Origin of the sequence: Mycobacterium sp. THU-M104 (assembly GCF_049197365.1) — a bacterium.
Lineage (GTDB): Bacteria > Actinomycetota > Actinomycetes > Mycobacteriales > Mycobacteriaceae > Mycobacterium.
Genome location: NZ_JBMIOP010000160.1, coordinates 1 through 17,021, shown reverse-complemented (window position 1 = coordinate 17,021; position 17,021 = coordinate 1). Strand labels below are relative to the sequence as shown.

The window sequence follows — 17,021 nt, the reverse complement described above, 5'->3', positions numbered from 1 at the left end:
ATTGCATGCAGTCATGTCGCACACCTGGGACGCCGAGGCGCGTGCGGTCATGGCGCCGGGCGCACGCGGCCTGGTCCGGATCGTGGGCGGGCCCGGCACCGGCAAGAGCAGCCTTTTGGCCGACGTGGCGATCGCCCGGATCGGTGCCGGCGCCGATCCCGAATCGGTTCTGCTGCTCACCGGTTCGGGCCGGATCGGGGCGGGGGCCCGCAGCGCGCTGACGACGGCGCTGCTGGGCTCGCGCGGCGTCGGTGCATGCCGGGCCGCGGTTCGCGAACCGTTGGTGCGCACCGTGCACAGCTACGCCTACGCGGTGTTGCGGCGCGCCGCCGAGCGAGCGGGTGACGCGCCGCCGCGGCTGGTCACCAGCGCCGAACAGGACGCCATCATCCGCGAACTGCTGGCCGGGGATGTGGCAGACGGCTCCCGCGCGGCGTCCGCGTGGCCGGACCATCTGCGGCCCGCCCTGAGCACCGCCGGCTTCGCGACCGAGCTGCGAAACCTGATGGCGCGCTGCGCTGAGCGCGGGGTCGATCCCCAGCAACTGGAACGGCTGGGCCGACGGTGCCGGCGTCCGGAATGGAGTGCCGCCGGCAGGTTCGCGCATCGGTACGAGCAGGTGATGCTGCTGCGCGCAGCGGTCGGTACGGCAGCGCCGGAGGCGACGACACCGGCCCTGGGCGCGGCTGAACTCGTCGGAGCCGCCCTGGATGCTTTCGCTGTCGACCCCGAGTTGTTGGCGGCCGAACGCGCCCGCGTTCGCATCCTGTTGGTCGACGACGCCCAGCAACTCGACAGGCAGGCAGTCCAGTTGGTGCGGGTGCTGGCGGCAGGCAGCGAACTGGCGCTCGTCGCCGGTGACCCCAACCAGGCGGTGTTCGGTTTCCGGGGTGGCGAACCCGCCGGGTTGCTCACCGACGATTCGCCGGCGGTGGCGTTGGCGGTCTCGCACCGGTGCGCTCCGGCGGTGGCCCGTGCGATCAGCGGTGTCGCTCGCCGCCTGCCGGGTTGCACCGACGGCCGGCGGATCGAGGGCACCGGTGACGAGGTGTCGGTCGCCGGGTCGGTTGTCGTGCGCCTCGCCGCGTCGGCGCACGCGGAGGCGGCGATGGTCGCCGACACGCTGCGGCGTGCGCACCTCGTCGACGGGATCCCGTGGTCGGAGATGGCGGTCATCGTCCGTTCGGTTCCGCGGCTCGGCCCGCGGTTGCAGGACGCGCTGGCCGCCGCCGGGGTGCCCGTCGCGAGGCCCGCGCTCGGCGGACCGCTCTGTGCCCAGCCCGCGGCGCGGGCGCTGCTCACGGTGCTGCAGGCCACTGCCGAAGGGCTCGACGGTGAGCTGGCGATCGCGTTGCTGACGGGCCCCGTCGGCCGAGTCGACCCGGTGTCGCTGCGGCAGCTGCGCCGAGCATTGCAGCGTGCCCGGTCCGGCGAACCCGGCTGTGCGCCCGCGGCTTTGGGTGATCTGCTGGTCGAGGTCCTCACGGGTGACGCGCCGCCGTCGGGTGGAGGGTTCCGTGCGCTGCGCCGGGTGCGTGCGGTGCTGGAGGCCGCGGCGCGTTGCCACCGGGACGGGCAGGATCCGCGCCACACGCTATGGGCTGCCTGGGACCGCTCGGGGTTGCAGCGGCGCTGGCTGAAGGCCGCCGAGCGGGGCGGTCCCGCCGGCGCGCAGGCGGGCAGGGACCTCGAGTCGGTGACCGCGCTGTTCGACATCACGGACCACTACGTGGCCCGCACGTCGGGTGCGTCGCTGCGTGGACTCGTCGAGCATGTCGCGGCACTGCAACTGCCGGATGCCGACCCCGGGCCGGTGTCGGGTGCTCAGCAGGTCCGGGTGCTCAGCGCGCACGCCGCGCTCGGTCACGAGTGGGACCTGGTCGTCGTCGCCGGTCTGCAGGAAGGGTTGTGGCCCAACACGGTTCCGCGCGGTGGTGTGCTGGGCACCCAGCGGCTGCTCGACGCCCTCGACGACGTCACCGAGGACGCATCGGTGCGGGCGCCGCTGCTCGCCGAGGAACGGCGCCTGCTGGTGGCGGCGATGGGCCGGACGCGGCGCCGGTTGGTGGTGACGGCCGTCGACAGCGACACGGGCGGACCGGCCGGCGAGGCGGCACTGCCCTCGGCGTTCTTCTCCGAGATCGCGCAGTTCGCCGATGCCGAAGCGACTACCGCTGCGGTGCGGCCCGGTTCGGCGCAGCCGTTTTCGGCGCCCCGGGTGCTCTCCGCGGTGGCGTTGGTCGGCCGGTTGCGCGGTGTGGTGTGCGCGCCCGAGGGCGTCGTGGACAACGCCGCGCGCCAGTGTGCGGCCGCGCAACTGGCCAGGCTGGCCAAAGCCGGCGTGCCCGGCGCGGATCCGGCCGGCTGGCACGGGCTGAAAGCGATCAGCACCAGTGCGCCGCTGCACGGCGGCGACGAGCTGGTCACCTTGACCCCGTCGACGTTGCAGACGCTCAACGACTGCCCGCTGCGCTGGCTGGCCGAACGGCACGGCGGCACCGACGCGCGCGAGCTGCGGTCCACCATCGGCTCGGTGCTGCACGCGCTCGTCGCCGAGCCGGGCCGGACCGAGTCACAACTGCTCGCCGAGCTGGAACGGGCCTGGGAGTACCTGCCCTTCGAGGCCCGGTGGCATGCGGCCAACGAGCTGGCCCGCCACCGCGCCATGATCGAGGCCTTCGCAGCGTGGCGGGCGCGCACCCGTGGCGAGCTGACCGAGGTCGGTGTCGAGGTCGAGGTCCACGGGGTGCTCGACGCCGCCGACCGGGATGGTGGACCCGTCCGGCTGCGCGGTCGCGTCGACCGGCTGGAGCGTGACGCGGCCGGGCGGCTGGTGGTGGTCGACATCAAGACCGGGAAAACCCCGGTGAGCAAGGACGACGCCCAACGACACGCCCAGCTGGCGATGTATCAGCTCGCGGTGGCTGAGGGCATGATCGCCGCGGGTGATGAGCCGGGCGGCGCGCGGCTGGTCTACCTCGGCAAGGTCGGGACCGCGGGTGCCACCGAACGCGAGCAGGACCCGTTGACGCCGGCCGCTCGCGAGGAATGGCGCGCGGTGCTGCGCCGCGCGGCCGCGGCGACAGCCGGGCCGCAGTTCACCGCCCGCCGCAACGACGGTTGCGCCCACTGCCCGGTCCGGCCCTGCTGCCCCGCACACCGTGAGGACCCCACCGCGTGACCCCCACCCCGCATCCCGCGCCCCGCTACAGCCCAGCCGAATTATCCAGTGCGCTCGGTCTTTTCCCGCCCACCGACGAACAGGCCGCGGTCATCGCCGCCCCGCCGGGCCCGTTGGTGGTCATCGCCGGGGCCGGTGCGGGCAAAACCGAGACGATGGCCGCTCGGGTGGTGTGGCTCGTCGCCAACGGGTACGCCGATCCCGGGCAGGTGCTGGGGCTGACGTTCACCCGCAAGGCCGCCGGTCAGCTGCTGCGCCGCGTCCGGACCCGGTTGGCCCGGCTGGCCGGTGTCGGTTCGGGCCTGGCCGGCCCCGCCGGCGTCGCGGCCGCGGAATCGGCCGGCACGCCGGTGGTGAGTACCTACCACGCGTTCGCCGGCTCGCTGCTGCGCGACTACGGGTTGTTGTTGCCCGTCGAACCCGACACCCGGCTGCTCGGCGAAACCGAGTTGTGGCAGCTGGCTTTCGACGTGGTCACCGATTACCGCGGCGAGCTGCACACCGACAGGACACCGGCCGCGGTCACCTCGATGGTGCTGCGGCTGCGGGGTCAGCTCGCCGAGCACCTGGTGGACACCGGCCAGCTCCGCGACACCCACGCGGAGCTCGAACGTCTGATCCATGCGCTGCCCGCGGGCCCCTACCAGCGCGAGCGCGGCCCCAGCCTGTGGCTGCTGCGGCTGCTGGCGACCCAGACGCAGCGCGCCGAGTTGGTGCCGCTGCTGGATGCCCTGAACGATCGCATGCGCGCGTCCAAGGTGCTGGACTTCGGCGGTCAGATGGCCGCCGCGGCACGGCTGGCGGCGACGTTCCCGCAAGTCGGACAGGAGTTGCGGAGCCGCTACCGGGTGGTGCTGCTCGACGAGTACCAGGACACCGGTCACGCGCAGCGCGTCGCCTTGTCGGCTCTGTTCGGCGGCGGGACCGACGACGGTCTGGCGCTGACGGCCGTGGGTGACCCGATCCAGTCGATCTACGGCTGGCGCGGCGCCTCGGCGACCAACCTGCCGCGGTTCTCCACCGACTTCCCCCGGTCCGACGGCCGCCCGGCGCCGGTGCTGGAGTTGCGGACCAGTTGGCGCAACCCGCCCCGCGCGCTGCAGGTGGCCAACGCGATATCGGCCGAGGCGCGGCGACGCGCGGTCGCGGTGCACGCGCTGCGACCGCGCCCGGAAGCCCCGCCGGGCACCGTCGCCTGCGCGTTGCTGCCCGACGTGCAGGCCGAACGTGAATGGATCGCCGACCATCTGTCCGGGTACTACCGCCAAGCCTGCGCCGACGGCGTCAGCCCGCCCACGGCCGCGGTCCTGGTGCGCCGCAACGCCGATGCCGCGCCCATCGCCGGCGCCCTGCGGGCGCGCGGGGTCCCGGTCGAGGTGGTGGGGCTGGCCGGGCTGTTGTCCGTCCCGGAGGTCGCCGACGTGGTGGCCATGCTGCGGCTGGTCGCCGACCCGACGGCAGGTGCGGCGGCGATGCGGGTTCTGACCGGTCCGCGGTGGCGCCTGGGCGGCCGCGACATCGCCGCGCTGTGGCAGCGTGCGCTCGCTATCGGCGGCGCAGGTGTGCGTCCGGGCGAGACGTTGTCGCCCGCGTCGATCGCGATGGCGGCCGATCCCGACGCCGACACCGCGTGTCTGGCCGACGCGATCAGCGACCCCGGCGCGGCCGGCGCGTATTCCACTGCCGGATATGAGCGCATCACCGCGCTGGCCGCCGAGCTCCGCGCGCTGCGTGCTCACCTGGGTCACTCGCTGCCCGAGCTGGTCGCCGAGGTGCGTCGGGTATTGGGCGTCGACTGTGAGGCGCGAGCCAAGGTGCCGGCGGACTGGGCCGGTGCCGAACACCTCGATGCGTTCGCCGACGTGGTGGCCGGCTACGCCGAACGCGCACGCGCGACGGACTCGCCGGGGAGGGACTCGCCGGCGGGCCTGCTGGCCTACCTGGACGTGGCCGAGGCGGTGGAGAACGGTTTGGCGCCCGCCGCTCCGGCGGTGGCGCGCGACCGCGTTCAGGTCCTCACGGTGCACGCCGCGAAGGGTTTGGAGTGGCAGGTGGTGGCGGTGGCGCATCTGAGCGGCGGCACGTTCCCGTCGACCGCGTCGAGAAGCACCTGGCTCACCGATGCCGCCGAGCTGCCACCATTGTTGCGCGGCGACCGCGCCGCGGCGGGCGCCCCGGGTGTCCCGGTGCTGGACACCTCGGCTATCACGAATCGAAAACAACTGTCCGACAAGATCTCCGATCATCGCAGCCAGCTCGAACAGCGGCGTATCGACGAGGAACGGCGTCTGCTGTACGTGGCCATCACCCGCACCGAGGACACCCTGCTCGTGTCCGGTCACCACTGGGGGGCCACCGGGGACAAACCGCGCGGACCCTCGGACTTCTTGTGCGAGCTCAAGGAGATCATCGACCGCTGCGCTGCGGCCGGCGAGCCCTGCGGGGCGGTCGAACGGTGGGCGCCCGCGCCGGCCGCTGGTGAGCGAAATCCGATGCGCAACAACGATATCGAATCGGTATGGCCGGCTGATCCGTTGGCCGGGCGCCGCGGCGACGTCGAACGCGGTGCGTCGCTGGTGATGCGTGCCATGTCCGGTGAGGAGGCCCAGCAGCGCGTCGACGTCGACGGCTGGCCCGCCGACGTCGACGCGCTGCTGGCCGAGCGGGCGCGGGCGGTGCGGCGCCCCGTCCCCGCGCTACCCGGCGAGTTGTCGGTCAGTGGACTGGTCGACCTGGCCCGCGACCCGGCCGGCGCGGCGCAGCGTCTGCTGTATCGGCTGCCGAGCCGGCCGGATCCGCATGCTCTGTTGGGCAACGCTTTCCACGCGTGGGTGCAGCGGTACTACGGGTCCGAGTGGCTGTTCGATCTTCGCGACCTGCCGGGTGCGGCCGACTCCGACGTCGGCCACGACCGGCAGCTGGCCGCGTTGCAGGAGTCCTTCGCCGGATCGCTTTGGGCGGCCCGCACACCGATTGCCGTCGAGGTGCCCTTCGAGATGCCCATCGCCGACACCGTGGTGCGCGGCCGGATCGACGCGGTCTTCGCCGACCCAGACGGCGGCGCCACCGTGGTGGACTGGAAGACCGGTGAACCCCCGCGGGGTGTGGAGGCCATGCGCCAGGCCGCCGTCCAGTTGGCGGTGTACCGACTGGCGTGGGCCGCGCTGACCGGAGCTCCGGAGTCGGCGGTGCGTGCTGCCTTCTACTACGTGCGCACCGGCGCCACCGTCGCACCGGACGAACTGCTCGAGGCCGCCGAGCTGGCCGCATTGCTGGGAGGTTCCACGGAAGTCCGACCGGTCGCCGGGTGATGCCGAGTCCCCGGAGTCGGGCGCGGGCGGTTAGATTTGGTCGCGTGCGTGTCTCGTGGTTGTCTTTCGTGGTTGTCTACTGCGCCGGATCTGGGGCGATGATGGACCGCCGTGGGCAACGGTAAATCGCGGCAACTGAGCGCTCTGAAGCAAAGGCTGACCACCCAACCCGGTCACCAGCTCGTCCGTGTCGTACGCATCCCCGAAGATCCCGTCAGCCCCGCCCGCGCGATCACACGCGGGGTGGTCATCGCTGTGATGGTCCTTTTCGTCGCCGCATCCATCGTGTACTTCGAACGCGGCGGCTACCGCGATGTGCGGAATCAGCAATTGACGTTCGTCGACTCGCTGTACTTCGCGGCGGTGTCGCTGTCCACGACGGGTTACGGCGACATCACCCCGATCACCGAAGCGGCGCGTCTGACCCACACCGTGATCTTCATGCCGCTTCGGATCGCTTTCCTGGCCGTATTGGTCGGAACGACGCTCGAGGTTCTCTCCGAGCGGTCCCGGCAGGCGTGGAAGATTCAGCGTTGGAGGAACAAATTGCGCAACCACACCGTCGTGATCGGTTACGGCACCAAGGGCCGAGCCTCTGTCGCCGCCAAGGTCAGCGACGAGGCCGCCCAGGGCGAGATCGTCGTCGTCGACACCGACCGGACGGCGCTCGAACACGCCGCGGCCGCCGGTCTGGTCACCGTTCACGGCGACGGCACCAAGTCCGACGTGCTGCGGCTGGCCGGGGTGCAGCACGCGTTCTCGGTGATCGTGGCGACTGGGCGCGACGACACCGCGGTCCTGGTGACGTTGACGGCGCGTGAAATCGCGCCCAAAGCCAAGATTGTGGCCGCGATCCGGGAGGCCGAGTATCAGCATCTGCTGCAGCAATCGGGTGCGGACTCGGTGGTGGTCTCCTCAGAGACGGCCGGTCGGCTGCTCGGCCTCGCCACCACCACGCCCAGCGTGGTGCAGATGTTCGAGGACCTGCTGACACCGGACGTCGGATTGGCCATCGCGGAGCGCGACGCCGACCAGAACGAGATCGGCGGTTCGCCGCGCCATCTGCGCGACACGGTGCTCGGTGTGGTGCGCAACGGCCGTCTGCTTCGTATCGGCGCACCCGAGGCGGACGCCATCGAGGCCGACGACCGGCTGCTCTATATCCGAAGCGCAGGGCAGTAGCCGCGTGGAGTTTCAGCTGCGGGAGGTTCCCTTGCTGTCGCGGGCCGGCGTCGACCGCGCCGAACAGCTGCGTACCGATGTCGACGCGGCCGCCGCCGGATGGGCTGATGCGGCGCTGGTGCGGGTGGACTCGCGCAATCAGGTGCTGGTCGCCGAAGGCCGGGTGGTGCTCGGCGCCGCAGCGGCCCTCGGCGACCAGCCGCCGCCGGAAGCGGTGTTCCTGGGCCGCATCGACGGTGGCCGTCACGTCTGGGCGGTCCGGGATGCGCTGCACGTACCGGAGGATCCCGGTACGGAAGTCGAGGTGGTGAACCTGCGCAGCCTCGGCCCGATCTTCGACGACACCAGCAGCCAGCTGGTCTCGTCGGCCATCGCGCTGCTGAATTGGCACGACCGGGCGCGGTTCAGTGCGGTGGACGGATTCCCGACGAAACCTGCCCGGGCGGGCTGGTCACGGATCAACCCGGTCACCGGTCACGAGGAGTTCCCTCGTATCGACCCGGCGATCATCTGTCTGGTGCACGACGGCGGCGACCGCGCGGTGCTGGCCCGCCAAGGCGCATGGCCGGAACGGATGTTCTCGCTGCTGGCCGGATTCGTCGAAGCCGGCGAATCCTTCGAGGTGTGCGTCGCGCGCGAGATCCGCGAGGAGGTCGGCCTGACCGTCCGCGACGTGCGTTACCTCGGCAGCCAGCCCTGGCCTTTCCCGCGTTCGCTGATGGTGGGTTTCCACGCCCTGGGCGACCCGTCCGAGGAGTTCTCGTTCAACGACGGCGAGATCGTCGAGGCGGCGTGGTTCACCCGCGACGAGGTGCGTACCGCGCTCGACGCCGGCGACTGGGGCAGTGGGTCGGGGTCCACGTTACTGCTGCCCGGGTCGATCTCGATCGCGCGGACCATCATCGAATCGTGGGCCGCCGTCGAGTGACGAGCCGGATCCCACGTTCTGGCGGGCGCGCGTTCTGCGTCCGATCAGCCGCCGACTTCGGCCAGCTTCGCCTTCACCTCGCCCGCGCTGGGGTTGGTCAGCGTCGACCCGTCGGCGAACTTGACCGTCGGAACCGTCCGGTTGCCGCCGTTGACCGAACTGACGAATTCGGCGGCCGTCGGGTCCGCTTCGATGTCGACCGCGTCGTAGGCGATCCCGCTGGACTTGAGCACCGTCATGAGACGGCGGCAGTAGCCGCACCACGACGTCGTGTAAACGGTGACGGGAGCATTCGTCATGGGAGTCCATTCGTCATGAGAGTCAACGTAGCCCGGCGACCATGTGGGCCGCCCGGCGGCCTGTCGCGGCGACTCCGCGGAGGGCGTCGTACGGTTCACACGCGGCGCCGCGTGGGGATGCCCCCCGTTTGTCGGCGGCCGCTGCCAAGATGGACGCCATGCCGATGGTCGCCGATTCCCTGACCGCCGGGCTGGACGACGAGCAGCGCGACGCCGTGCTGGCACCGCGCGGGCCGGTCTGCGTGCTCGCCGGCGCCGGGACGGGCAAGACGCGCACCATCACGCACCGGATCGCCCAACTCGTCGCCGGCGGCCATGTCGCCGCCGGGCAGGTGCTCGCGGTGACGTTCACCCAGCGGGCTGCGGGGGAGATGCGGTCGCGGCTGCGGGCGCTGGACGCCGTCGCGCGCACCGGCGCGGGCGTCGGCGCGGTGCAGGCCCTGACCTTTCACGCCGCCGCGCACCGCCAGCTGCGGTACTTCTGGCCCCGGGTGGTCGGCGACACCGGCTGGCAGCTGCTGGACAGCAAGTACGCCGTGGTGGCGCGGGCGGCCGGGCGCGCCCGGCTCAACGCCGGCACCGACGACGTGCGCGACTTGGCCGGCGAGATCGAGTGGGCCAAGGCCTCGCTGATCGGCCCCGAGGAGTACCCGGGCGCGGTGGCCGCCGCGGGCCGCGACACCCCGCTGGACGCCGCCCAGGTGGCGGCCGTGTACTCCGCCTACGAAGCGCTCAAGGTCCGCGACGAAGCGGTCACGCTGCTCGATTTCGACGACCTGCTGCTACACACCGCGGCAGCGATCGAGAACGACGCGGCGGTGGCCGAAGAGTTCCGCGACCGCTACCGCTGCTTCGTGGTGGACGAGTATCAGGACGTCACCCCGCTGCAGCAGCGGGTGCTCTCGGCCTGGTTGGGGGAGCGAGACGACCTGACCGTCGTCGGCGACGCCAACCAGACCATCTACTCGTTCACCGGGGCCTCGCCCCGCTTCCTGCTCGACTTCTCCCGGCGGTTTCCCGACGCCACCGTGGTGCGCCTGGAACGTGACTACCGCTCGACCCCGCAGGTGGTGTCCCTGGCCAACCGGGTGATCGCCGCGGCCCGGGGCCGGGTGGCCGGCAGCAAGCTTGCGCTGACCGGCCAGCGCGCGCCCGGCCCGGCCCCGTCGTTTCGCGAGCACCCCGACGAACCCGCGGAGGCCGCCGCGGTCGCGGCGTCGATCGCCCGGCTGATCGAGTCCGGCACCGACACCGGGGAGATCGCCGTGCTGTACCGGATCAACGCGCAGTCCGAGGTCTACGAGGAGGCCCTGACCGAGGCGGGCATCGCCTACCAGGTCCGCGGCGGCGAGGGGTTCTTCAACCGCCAAGAGGTCAGGCAGTCGCTGTTGGCGCTGCAGCGCGTGGCCGAACGCGACCCCGAGGGTCCCCTGCCCGAGGTGGTGCGCGCCGCCCTGGAACCGGTGGGCCTGAGCGCCGAACCACCGGCGGGCAGCAAGGCGCGGGACCGGTGGGAGGCGCTGAACGCGCTGGCCGCGCTGGTGGACGATGAAGTCGCGCAACGCCCGCAGCTGACGCTTCAGGCCCTGCTCGCTGAACTCCGGAGCCGCGCCGACGCGCGACACCCGCCACCCGTACCGGGCGTCACGCTGGCCTCCCTGCACGCAGCCAAGGGACTCGAGTGGGACGCGGTGTTCCTGGTCGGGTTGGCCGACGGCACGCTGCCCATCTCGCATGCCTTGGCGCACGGCGCCGACAGCGAGCCCGTCGAGGAGGAGCGCCGACTGCTGTACGTCGGGATCACCAGGGCCCGGGTGCATCTGGCGCTCAGTTGGTCGCTGGCGCGCAGCCCGGGCGGGCGGCAGAGCCGCAAGCCGTCGCGATTCCTCAACGGCATCGCGCCGCAGGCCCGCGCCGACGCCACGCCGGCCAAGTCGCGGCGCTCCCGGGGTGCACCGACCCGCTGCCGGGTCTGCAACAACAACCTGACCACCCCGGCGGCCGTCATGCTCTCGCGCTGCGAGACCTGTGCCGCCGACGTCGACGAGGACCTGCTGCTGCGGCTCAAGGCCTGGCGGCTGGACACCGCCAAGGAGCAGAACGTGCCCGCCTACGTCGTCTTCACCGACAACACGCTGATCGCGATCGCCGAGCTGCGGCCCGAGGACGAGGCCGCCCTGATCGCGATCCCCGGCATCGGTGCGCGCAAGCTGGAACAGTACGGACCCGACGTGCTGGACATGGTGCGCAGCCGCTGAGGCGCGAACACCCAGGCCAGAAAATCGGTTGTAGCCGCCGGCCACCGGCGTCTACCCTCGGAGACGCGCTGTGCCGTCAGGAGGCGAAAGGAGGGTGGCAGCGATGCTGACCATGCCGACCTTTCACGCCGCCCACGCCGCCCACGCCGCCGCGCGGGTGGCGTGGGGCGAGCACGCCGCCCGCCGCGCCGCCGCCGCGACTGGCGCGTCCGCGCACCGAGGCCATCAGTAACCAGCCCTGATAGCCGCAAGGCCACGGACCCGACGTCAACAGGATCCGGGGCCACGATTCTCACCGAGAAGAGTTCTCACCGAGAAGAATGCTCACCTGAAAACCAGCAATCTGGTCCGGATCCCACCCAGCACAGGGACCCAGACCAGAAAGCAGGTGAACGGACATGTCGGCACCGACAGTCCCCAGACGGACCCGCCGTAGACAATCCCTGCCGTGTCACGCCGGCGATCCTGACCTCTGGTTCGCCGAGACCCCCGCCGACCTCGAGCGCGCCAAGATGCTGTGCGGGAGTTGCCCGCTGCGCCGCGAGTGCCTGGCCGCGGCCCTGGAACGGGCCGAACCCTGGGGTGTGTGGGGCGGCGAGATCCTCCACCGCGGCGCGGTCGTGAGCGGCAAACGTCCGCGCGGACGTCCCCGCAAGGAAGAGGCCGCAGCCTGCCCTACCGCCTAATGGGAACCGATCAGCGAGCCCGCCTATAGGTCGACGTTGTCAGATGGCGGCGGTGTCGGTCTCGGCGAAGCCGGGGATCAGCTCCTCGGAGAGCGCCTTGATCGGCACGTGGGCGTCCAGCTGGCACAGGATCGCCGCCACCGACGCGATGACACGCATCGGTATCGCGAGCTTGGGCGGCAGGTCCATCTGCCGAGCCGTCTTGATCTGGGACACCGACCGGTCCAACTGGCTGTAGGTCATTTTCTGCAGCCACTTGCGGGTGTAGTGGAAGACGTCGACTTGCACGGGCTCGACGTACTGGCGCAGCATCTCGTCGATGTCGCGCGCCGAGACCTGCTGACCCTTCTGGATGAAACCGACCTTCTCCATCGTCGGCAGCAGCAGATCGTAGTTCTTGTCGCGCGCCAGCCGGATCGTCATCCCGAGTTCGACGGGATAGCCGCCGGGCAGCGGCGCGACGGCGCCGAAGTCGATGACACCCATCCGATCGTCGGGCAACAACATGAAATTGCCCGGGTGCGCGTCGCCATGCAGCATGCCCAGCCGGCGCGGAGCGTCGAAGGTGAGTTCCAGCAGCCTGGCGCCGATCAGGTCGCGCTGCTCGGGGGTGCCGTGGCGGATGATCTCCGCCATCGGCAGGCCGTCGATCCACTCCTGGACCACCACCTTGGGGGCGCTGGCCACGACGTGCGGTATCGCGAAGCGCGGGTGCCCCTGGTAGGCCTTGGCGAAGGCGCGCTGGTTGTCGGCTTCCAGCCGGTAGTCGAGTTCCATCTCGGTGCGCTCGATCAGTTCGTCGACGACACCCTGGACGTCGGCGCCGGGGGCGAGTTGCTTGACCACCCCGACCATGCGTTGCATCGTCTTGAGGTCGGCGCGCAGCGCCTCGTCGGCGCCCGGGTACTGGATCTTGACGGCCACCTCGCGGCCGTCGGACCACACCGCTTTGTGGACTTGGCCGATGCTGGCCGAGGCCACCGGCGTGTCGTCGAATGCACTGAACCGGTCCCGCCACTTGGTGCCCAGTTGGGCGTCGAGCACGCGGTGCACCTTGTGGGCGGACAGGGGCGGGGCGTCCTTCTGCAGCTTGGTCAGGGCGTCGCGGTAGGGCTCGCCGTACTCCTCGGGGATCGCGGCTTCCATCACCGAAAGGGCCTGGCCAACTTTCATCGCGCCGCCCTTGAGCTCGCCCAGAACGGTGAACAGCTGGTTGGCGGCCTTGTCCATCAGCTCGGCCTGGACCTCGTCCTTGGACTTGCCGGTCAGTCGCTTGCCGAAGCCGAGCGCTGCCCGGCCCGCGAAGCCGACCGGGATGCTGGCCAGCTTCGCGTTGCGCGCAGCCCGGCCGCGTTTGATGTCTGCCACACACCTATCATCCACGACGGTCGGCCTCGCCGGGGTGTTGATCTCGCAACAACCGGGCGCGGGCCGCCGGCGCCGTGTTCAGGGTGATCATCGAAGCGCCGGACGAGGACCGCGAAGAAGTAGCCGGCATCAGCATGAGCACAGCGGATGCCTGCTCCACTGGCGCGCCACCAGCGCACCGGCAGTGAGATCGAATTCCAACGTGGCGTTCAACGCCTGCGGCGGGCCGGGGTCGGGTGCGGCCTGCTGCCCGCGGACCGCGGCGATCACCCGGTTCACCTGGCTGAGCGCCAGTGCCGCTGTCGCCAGCAGGGTCGCCCGGTCGGCGACCCCGACGGCGTCGCGCAACTGCGCGGCGATCGCCGGCCACGCCGCGTCGCGGTCGCGACGATGCAGGTCCGCGCAGCCCAAACAGCTGGTCACGCCGGGAATGACCAGCGGTCCCACCAGCCCGGTGCCGTCGCGCACGCGGACCGGCAGGTGCGGCACTTTGCGCTTGTGCAACTCACGCACCATGCGCGGGTCGACGATCAGGTAGTCCGCCAGCACGACCAGATCCACGGCGGCCGCCGACATCGCCGCGTGCGGCTGGCTGCTGTGCGTGATCCGGGCTCCAGAGCAGCGCAGCGACTCCACGAGCAGGTCTGACAGGGGGCCACGGCCGTGCACTCGGATCGACGCCGTCCGGCCGCCGCTCCGGTGGCATTCGGTGGCGACCCCGGCGCCGACGAGCTGGGCCACCAGGTTGTCCAGTGCGTCGGGATCGTTCAACCCCTGCTCGACGGCCCGACGCTGCAACTCGGGCAACGGCGTCGGTGAACGCAGGGACTGCAGCAGTGCAGCCAGGTCCGCGGCCGACAGCCCGCACGGCGGCCGTATCAGTACGGCGCGGCGGGGATCCCAGCCCACCTGGACCCCACCATCGGGCCGCAGCAACACCGGCATCGCAGGGTCCAGCACGTATCGGACCGAAGCCAGGACCGTGGGCATGAATCGAGACTGTGCCACCCCGGCGGGAACGCCGGATTCAGTTATCCACAGAACCGGTGTCCGGGCCCCGATCCTCGGGGTCGCGCTCGACGGGGCCCCGGCCCTCGGGGTCGCGCTCAACGGGGTCGCGCTCAACGGGGTCGCGCTCGACGGGGTCGCGCTCGACGGGGTCCATGTCGAACTGGGCGAGCGCCTCCGTGATGCCGCTGGTGTCCCCGCCGATGACGCCGTCGATGAAGCCGGCCGGCTCGTCGAGGTCGTTCGCGGAGGGCAGCAGATCCGGGTGCTGCCAGATGGCATCGCGGGTGTCGGCGCCCGCGGCGTCGGTCAGGCGCTCCCACAGCGTGGCGGCTTCGCGAAGCTTGCGGGGCCGCAGCTCCAGGCCGACCAACGTCGCGAACGTCTGCTCGGCGGGGCCGCCGCTGGCCCGGCGCCGGCGCAGGGTCTCGGCGAGCGCGGCCGTGCCCGGGATCCGGTCACCCAGCGCCGCGGTCACCACCATCTGGACCCAACCCTCGATCAGGGCCAGCAGCGTCTCGAGGCGTTCCAGTGCCTGCTTCTGGGCCGGTGTCGCCTTGGGTTCGAAGACACCCTGGCCGATCAGGTTCTCCATGGCTGTGGGATCCGACAGGGACGCAGGGTCGAAGTTGCGTGCCAGCTCTTCGATTCCGCCCATGTCGATCTGCATGCCCCGGGCGTAGGCCTGCACCGCGCCCAGCAACTGGCTGGCCAGCCAGGGCACGTGGCTGAACAGCCGGTGGTGCGCGGCCTCGCGGGCGGCCAGGAAGGTGAGAATCTCGCTGCGTGGCTGCTCGAGACCGGCGGCAAAAGATTCGACGGCCTCCGGCAGGATCGCGGCCACGCCCTTGGGCCCCAGCGGTAGGCCGATGTCGGTCGAGGTCAGCACCTCGCGGGACAACCGGCCCAGTGCCTGGCCCAGCTGCGACCCGAACGCCATGCCGCCCATTTGGGACATCATCGCCAAGAGCGGACCCGCCATGCTCTTGGCTTCCTCGGGCAGCGAAGCGGCCCAGACCGATGAGATCTGCTCGGCCATCGGATCGCAGAGCCGCTTCCAGGTTTCCAGGGTGTTGTCCACCCAGTCGCCGGCCGACCAGCCCACCGCCTTGGTGGTGCCGGCGGGCAGGGCCGTGGCCCCGTCCAGCCAGGTCTCGGCGAGGTGCACCGCGTCCGTGATCGCCGCGTTCGTCGTGGCGGGGACCGGCGCGGCGAACCCGATAGAGCTGGCTGCGACGCGGCGCGCGAGTTCGTAGTTGATCGGGCCCGAGGTTTTGCCGCCGGTCATGATGGGGCCCGCGTTGGTGAACATCTGACCCAGCTGGGTGAAGATCTGGCCCAGGTCGCCCATGCCGAAGTCGCCGCCGAACCCGAACGCGCCGAACGGGTCGGAGGCGCCCGACCTTGAATCGGGGTCTTTCTTCCTGTCGCGCCCGCGCTCGTTTTCTGGGGGCTCGTCTCCCGAGGAGAAGCCAAAAGGCAGGTCGGACATAACTCAACGGTACTCATCGCCGGAACGCAACGTGGAATGCCGGGTCATGCTCGTAGCTGAATCTCGTAGCTGAATCTCGTAGCCGAATGAGGCCAACCGAAGCCAACCGAAGCCCGTCTACTGTAATCGGCGTGAACAGGCGGATTCTGACTTTGATGGTCGCGCTGGTGCCGATCGTGGTGTTCGGGGTGCTGCTCGCGGTGGTGACGGTGCCGTTCGTGTCGTTGGGGCCCGGCCCCACCTTCGACACGCTCGGCGAGGTGGACGGCAAGCAGGTGGTGCAAATCCAGGGAGCGATCACCCACCCGACGACCGGTCACCTCAACATGACCACCGTCTCCCAGCGTGACGATCTCTCTCTGGGAGAGGCTCTGACGCTGTGGCTTTCGGCGCAGGAGCAGTTGGTGCCGCGCGATGTGGTCTACCCGCCGGGTACGTCGCGCGAGGAGGTGGACAAAGCCAACGACGCCGACTTCAAGCAGTCCGAGGACAGCGCCGAGTACGCCGCCCTGGGATATCTGAAGTACCCGTCCGCTGTCACCGTCGCGAAGGTCAGCGATCCCGGCCCGTCGGCGGGCAAACTGAAATCCGGTGATGCGATCGACGCCGTCAACGGTGTCCCCGTGGCCGATATCGAGGCGTTCACCGGGTTCCTCAAGAACACGAAGCCCGGCCAGGTGGTGACGATCGACTTCCGCCGCAAGAACGAGCCGGCCGGCGTGGCGCAGATCACTCTGGGCGCCAACAAGGACCGCGACTACGGTTTCTTGGGCGTTGCCGTGCTCGATGCGCCGTGGGCGCCGTTCGAGGTGACGTTCAACCTGGCCAACATCGGGGGCCCGTCGGCCGGGCTGATGTTCAGCCTGGCCGTGGTCGACAAGCTCACCACAGGCGAGCTGGCCGGCTCGAAGTTCATCGCCGGCACGGGCACCATCTCCATCGACGGCAAGGTCGGCCCGATCGGCGGCATCACACACAAAATGGTCGCCGCGAAGGCTGCCGGCGCCACGGTCTTCCTGGTGCCCGCGAAAAACTGCTATGAGGCGAGTTCGGACAACTCGACCGGTATGCGCCTGGTCAAGGTCGACACGCTCGGCGACGCGGTGGACTCGCTGCACGCGATCACGTCGGGGGGACGGCCGCCGACGTGCTAGGGCTCCGTTGGAGCCGACACGCCGCGGGCGAGTGTGCGTACAGTTGTTTGCGTCCGGGCTCAGACTCAAGTGGTCGCTGCAACACCTGATTTGGTTAGGGGTGTTGTTCGATGGCGTTTCGGAAGCAGGGCAGCAAAGACGTTCTGGGTGAGGC

Annotated in this window: 12 protein-coding genes; 8 read left to right on the top strand and 4 right to left on the bottom strand. The window is 70.8% G+C overall.

Annotated elements, in window-relative coordinates; translation table 11 throughout:
• The first annotated feature begins 13 nt into the window (after positions 1 to 13).
• The 4 genes from ACOJVU_RS13365 to nudC all read left to right on the top strand — a co-directional run bounded on the left by ACOJVU_RS13365 (position 14) and on the right by nudC (position 8,602).
• Positions 14 to 3,181, top strand: a complete 3,168-nt coding sequence (locus ACOJVU_RS13365; protein WP_421530207.1) for an ATP-dependent helicase — start codon at positions 14 to 16, stop codon at positions 3,179 to 3,181.
• The gene (locus tag ACOJVU_RS13360) at positions 3,178 to 6,492 is read left to right on the top strand and encodes an ATP-dependent helicase (protein ID WP_421530206.1); all 3,315 of its coding nucleotides are present in this window, start codon (positions 3,178 to 3,180) and stop codon (positions 6,490 to 6,492) included. The genes ACOJVU_RS13365 and ACOJVU_RS13360 overlap by 4 nt, the downstream gene beginning before the upstream one ends.
• A 111-nt stretch (positions 6,493 to 6,603) precedes the next feature.
• A complete protein-coding gene (locus ACOJVU_RS13355) occupies positions 6,604 to 7,674 on the top strand; it encodes a potassium channel family protein (RefSeq protein ID WP_421530205.1) in 1,071 nt (356 codons plus the stop codon).
• Positions 7,652 to 8,602, top strand: a complete 951-nt coding sequence (gene nudC, locus ACOJVU_RS13350; RefSeq protein ID WP_421530222.1) for an NAD(+) diphosphatase — start codon at positions 7,652 to 7,654, stop codon at positions 8,600 to 8,602. The genes ACOJVU_RS13355 and nudC overlap by 23 nt, the downstream gene beginning before the upstream one ends.
• A gap of 44 nt (positions 8,603 to 8,646) precedes the next feature.
• On the opposite strand, the gene mrx1 is transcribed toward nudC, so the two are convergent.
• The gene (gene mrx1, locus ACOJVU_RS13345; protein WP_421530204.1) at positions 8,647 to 8,901 is read right to left on the bottom strand and encodes a mycoredoxin Mrx1; all 255 of its coding nucleotides are present in this window, start codon (positions 8,899 to 8,901) and stop codon (positions 8,647 to 8,649) included.
• A gap of 158 nt (positions 8,902 to 9,059) precedes the next feature.
• On the opposite strand from mrx1, the gene ACOJVU_RS13340 reads away from it, so the two are divergent.
• From ACOJVU_RS13340 to ACOJVU_RS13330, 3 genes are all read left to right on the top strand, one after another.
• Positions 9,060 to 11,159, top strand: a complete 2,100-nt coding sequence (locus ACOJVU_RS13340) for an ATP-dependent DNA helicase UvrD2 (RefSeq protein WP_421530203.1) — start codon at positions 9,060 to 9,062, stop codon at positions 11,157 to 11,159.
• Positions 11,160 to 11,253: 94 nt separating this feature from the next.
• Positions 11,254 to 11,391, top strand: coding sequence for a hypothetical protein (locus tag ACOJVU_RS13335; protein ID WP_421530202.1), 138 nt, complete (start codon positions 11,254 to 11,256; stop codon positions 11,389 to 11,391).
• 166 nt (positions 11,392 to 11,557) lie between these two features.
• Positions 11,558 to 11,845, top strand: coding sequence for a WhiB family transcriptional regulator (locus ACOJVU_RS13330; protein WP_421530201.1), 288 nt, complete (start codon positions 11,558 to 11,560; stop codon positions 11,843 to 11,845).
• Positions 11,846 to 11,884: 39 nt separating this feature from the next.
• On the opposite strand, the gene ACOJVU_RS13325 is transcribed toward ACOJVU_RS13330, so the two are convergent.
• The 3 genes from ACOJVU_RS13325 to ACOJVU_RS13315 all read right to left on the bottom strand — a co-directional run bounded on the left by ACOJVU_RS13325 (position 11,885) and on the right by ACOJVU_RS13315 (position 15,713).
• Positions 11,885 to 13,228, bottom strand: a complete 1,344-nt coding sequence (locus ACOJVU_RS13325; protein WP_421530200.1) for an ABC1 kinase family protein — start codon at positions 13,226 to 13,228, stop codon at positions 11,885 to 11,887.
• Positions 13,229 to 13,342: 114 nt separating this feature from the next.
• Positions 13,343 to 14,203, bottom strand: a complete 861-nt coding sequence (locus ACOJVU_RS13320) for a cyclodehydratase (protein WP_421530199.1) — start codon at positions 14,201 to 14,203, stop codon at positions 13,343 to 13,345.
• 37 nt (positions 14,204 to 14,240) lie between these two features.
• The gene (locus ACOJVU_RS13315) at positions 14,241 to 15,713 is read right to left on the bottom strand and encodes a zinc-dependent metalloprotease (protein ID WP_421530198.1); all 1,473 of its coding nucleotides are present in this window, start codon (positions 15,711 to 15,713) and stop codon (positions 14,241 to 14,243) included.
• Positions 15,714 to 15,844: 131 nt separating this feature from the next.
• Here ACOJVU_RS13315 and ACOJVU_RS13310 point away from each other — a divergent pair, with 131 nt between their 5' ends.
• Positions 15,845 to 16,867: a PDZ domain-containing protein gene (locus ACOJVU_RS13310; protein ID WP_421530197.1), complete on the top strand. Its 1,023-nt coding sequence runs from the start codon at positions 15,845 to 15,847 to the stop codon at positions 16,865 to 16,867.
• Positions 16,868 to 17,021: the final 154 nt, after the last annotated feature.

What these genes read in the sequence shown, in the direction of transcription:
- ACOJVU_RS13365 (WP_421530207.1), top strand. Translation starts at nt 14, where the DNA reads ATGTCGCACACCTGGGACGCCGAGGCGCGTGCGGTCATGGCGCCGGGC.
- mrx1 (WP_421530204.1), bottom strand. Translation starts at nt 8,901, where the DNA reads ATGACGAATGCTCCCGTCACCGTTTACACGACGTCGTGGTGCGGCTAC.
- ACOJVU_RS13340 (WP_421530203.1), top strand. Translation starts at nt 9,060, where the DNA reads ATGCCGATGGTCGCCGATTCCCTGACCGCCGGGCTGGACGACGAGCAG.
- ACOJVU_RS13330 (WP_421530201.1), top strand. Translation starts at nt 11,558, where the DNA reads ATGTCGGCACCGACAGTCCCCAGACGGACCCGCCGTAGACAATCCCTG.
- ACOJVU_RS13320 (WP_421530199.1), bottom strand. Translation starts at nt 14,203, where the DNA reads ATGCCCACGGTCCTGGCTTCGGTCCGATACGTGCTGGACCCTGCGATG.
- ACOJVU_RS13315 (WP_421530198.1), bottom strand. Translation starts at nt 15,713, where the DNA reads ATGTCCGACCTGCCTTTTGGCTTCTCCTCGGGAGACGAGCCCCCAGAA.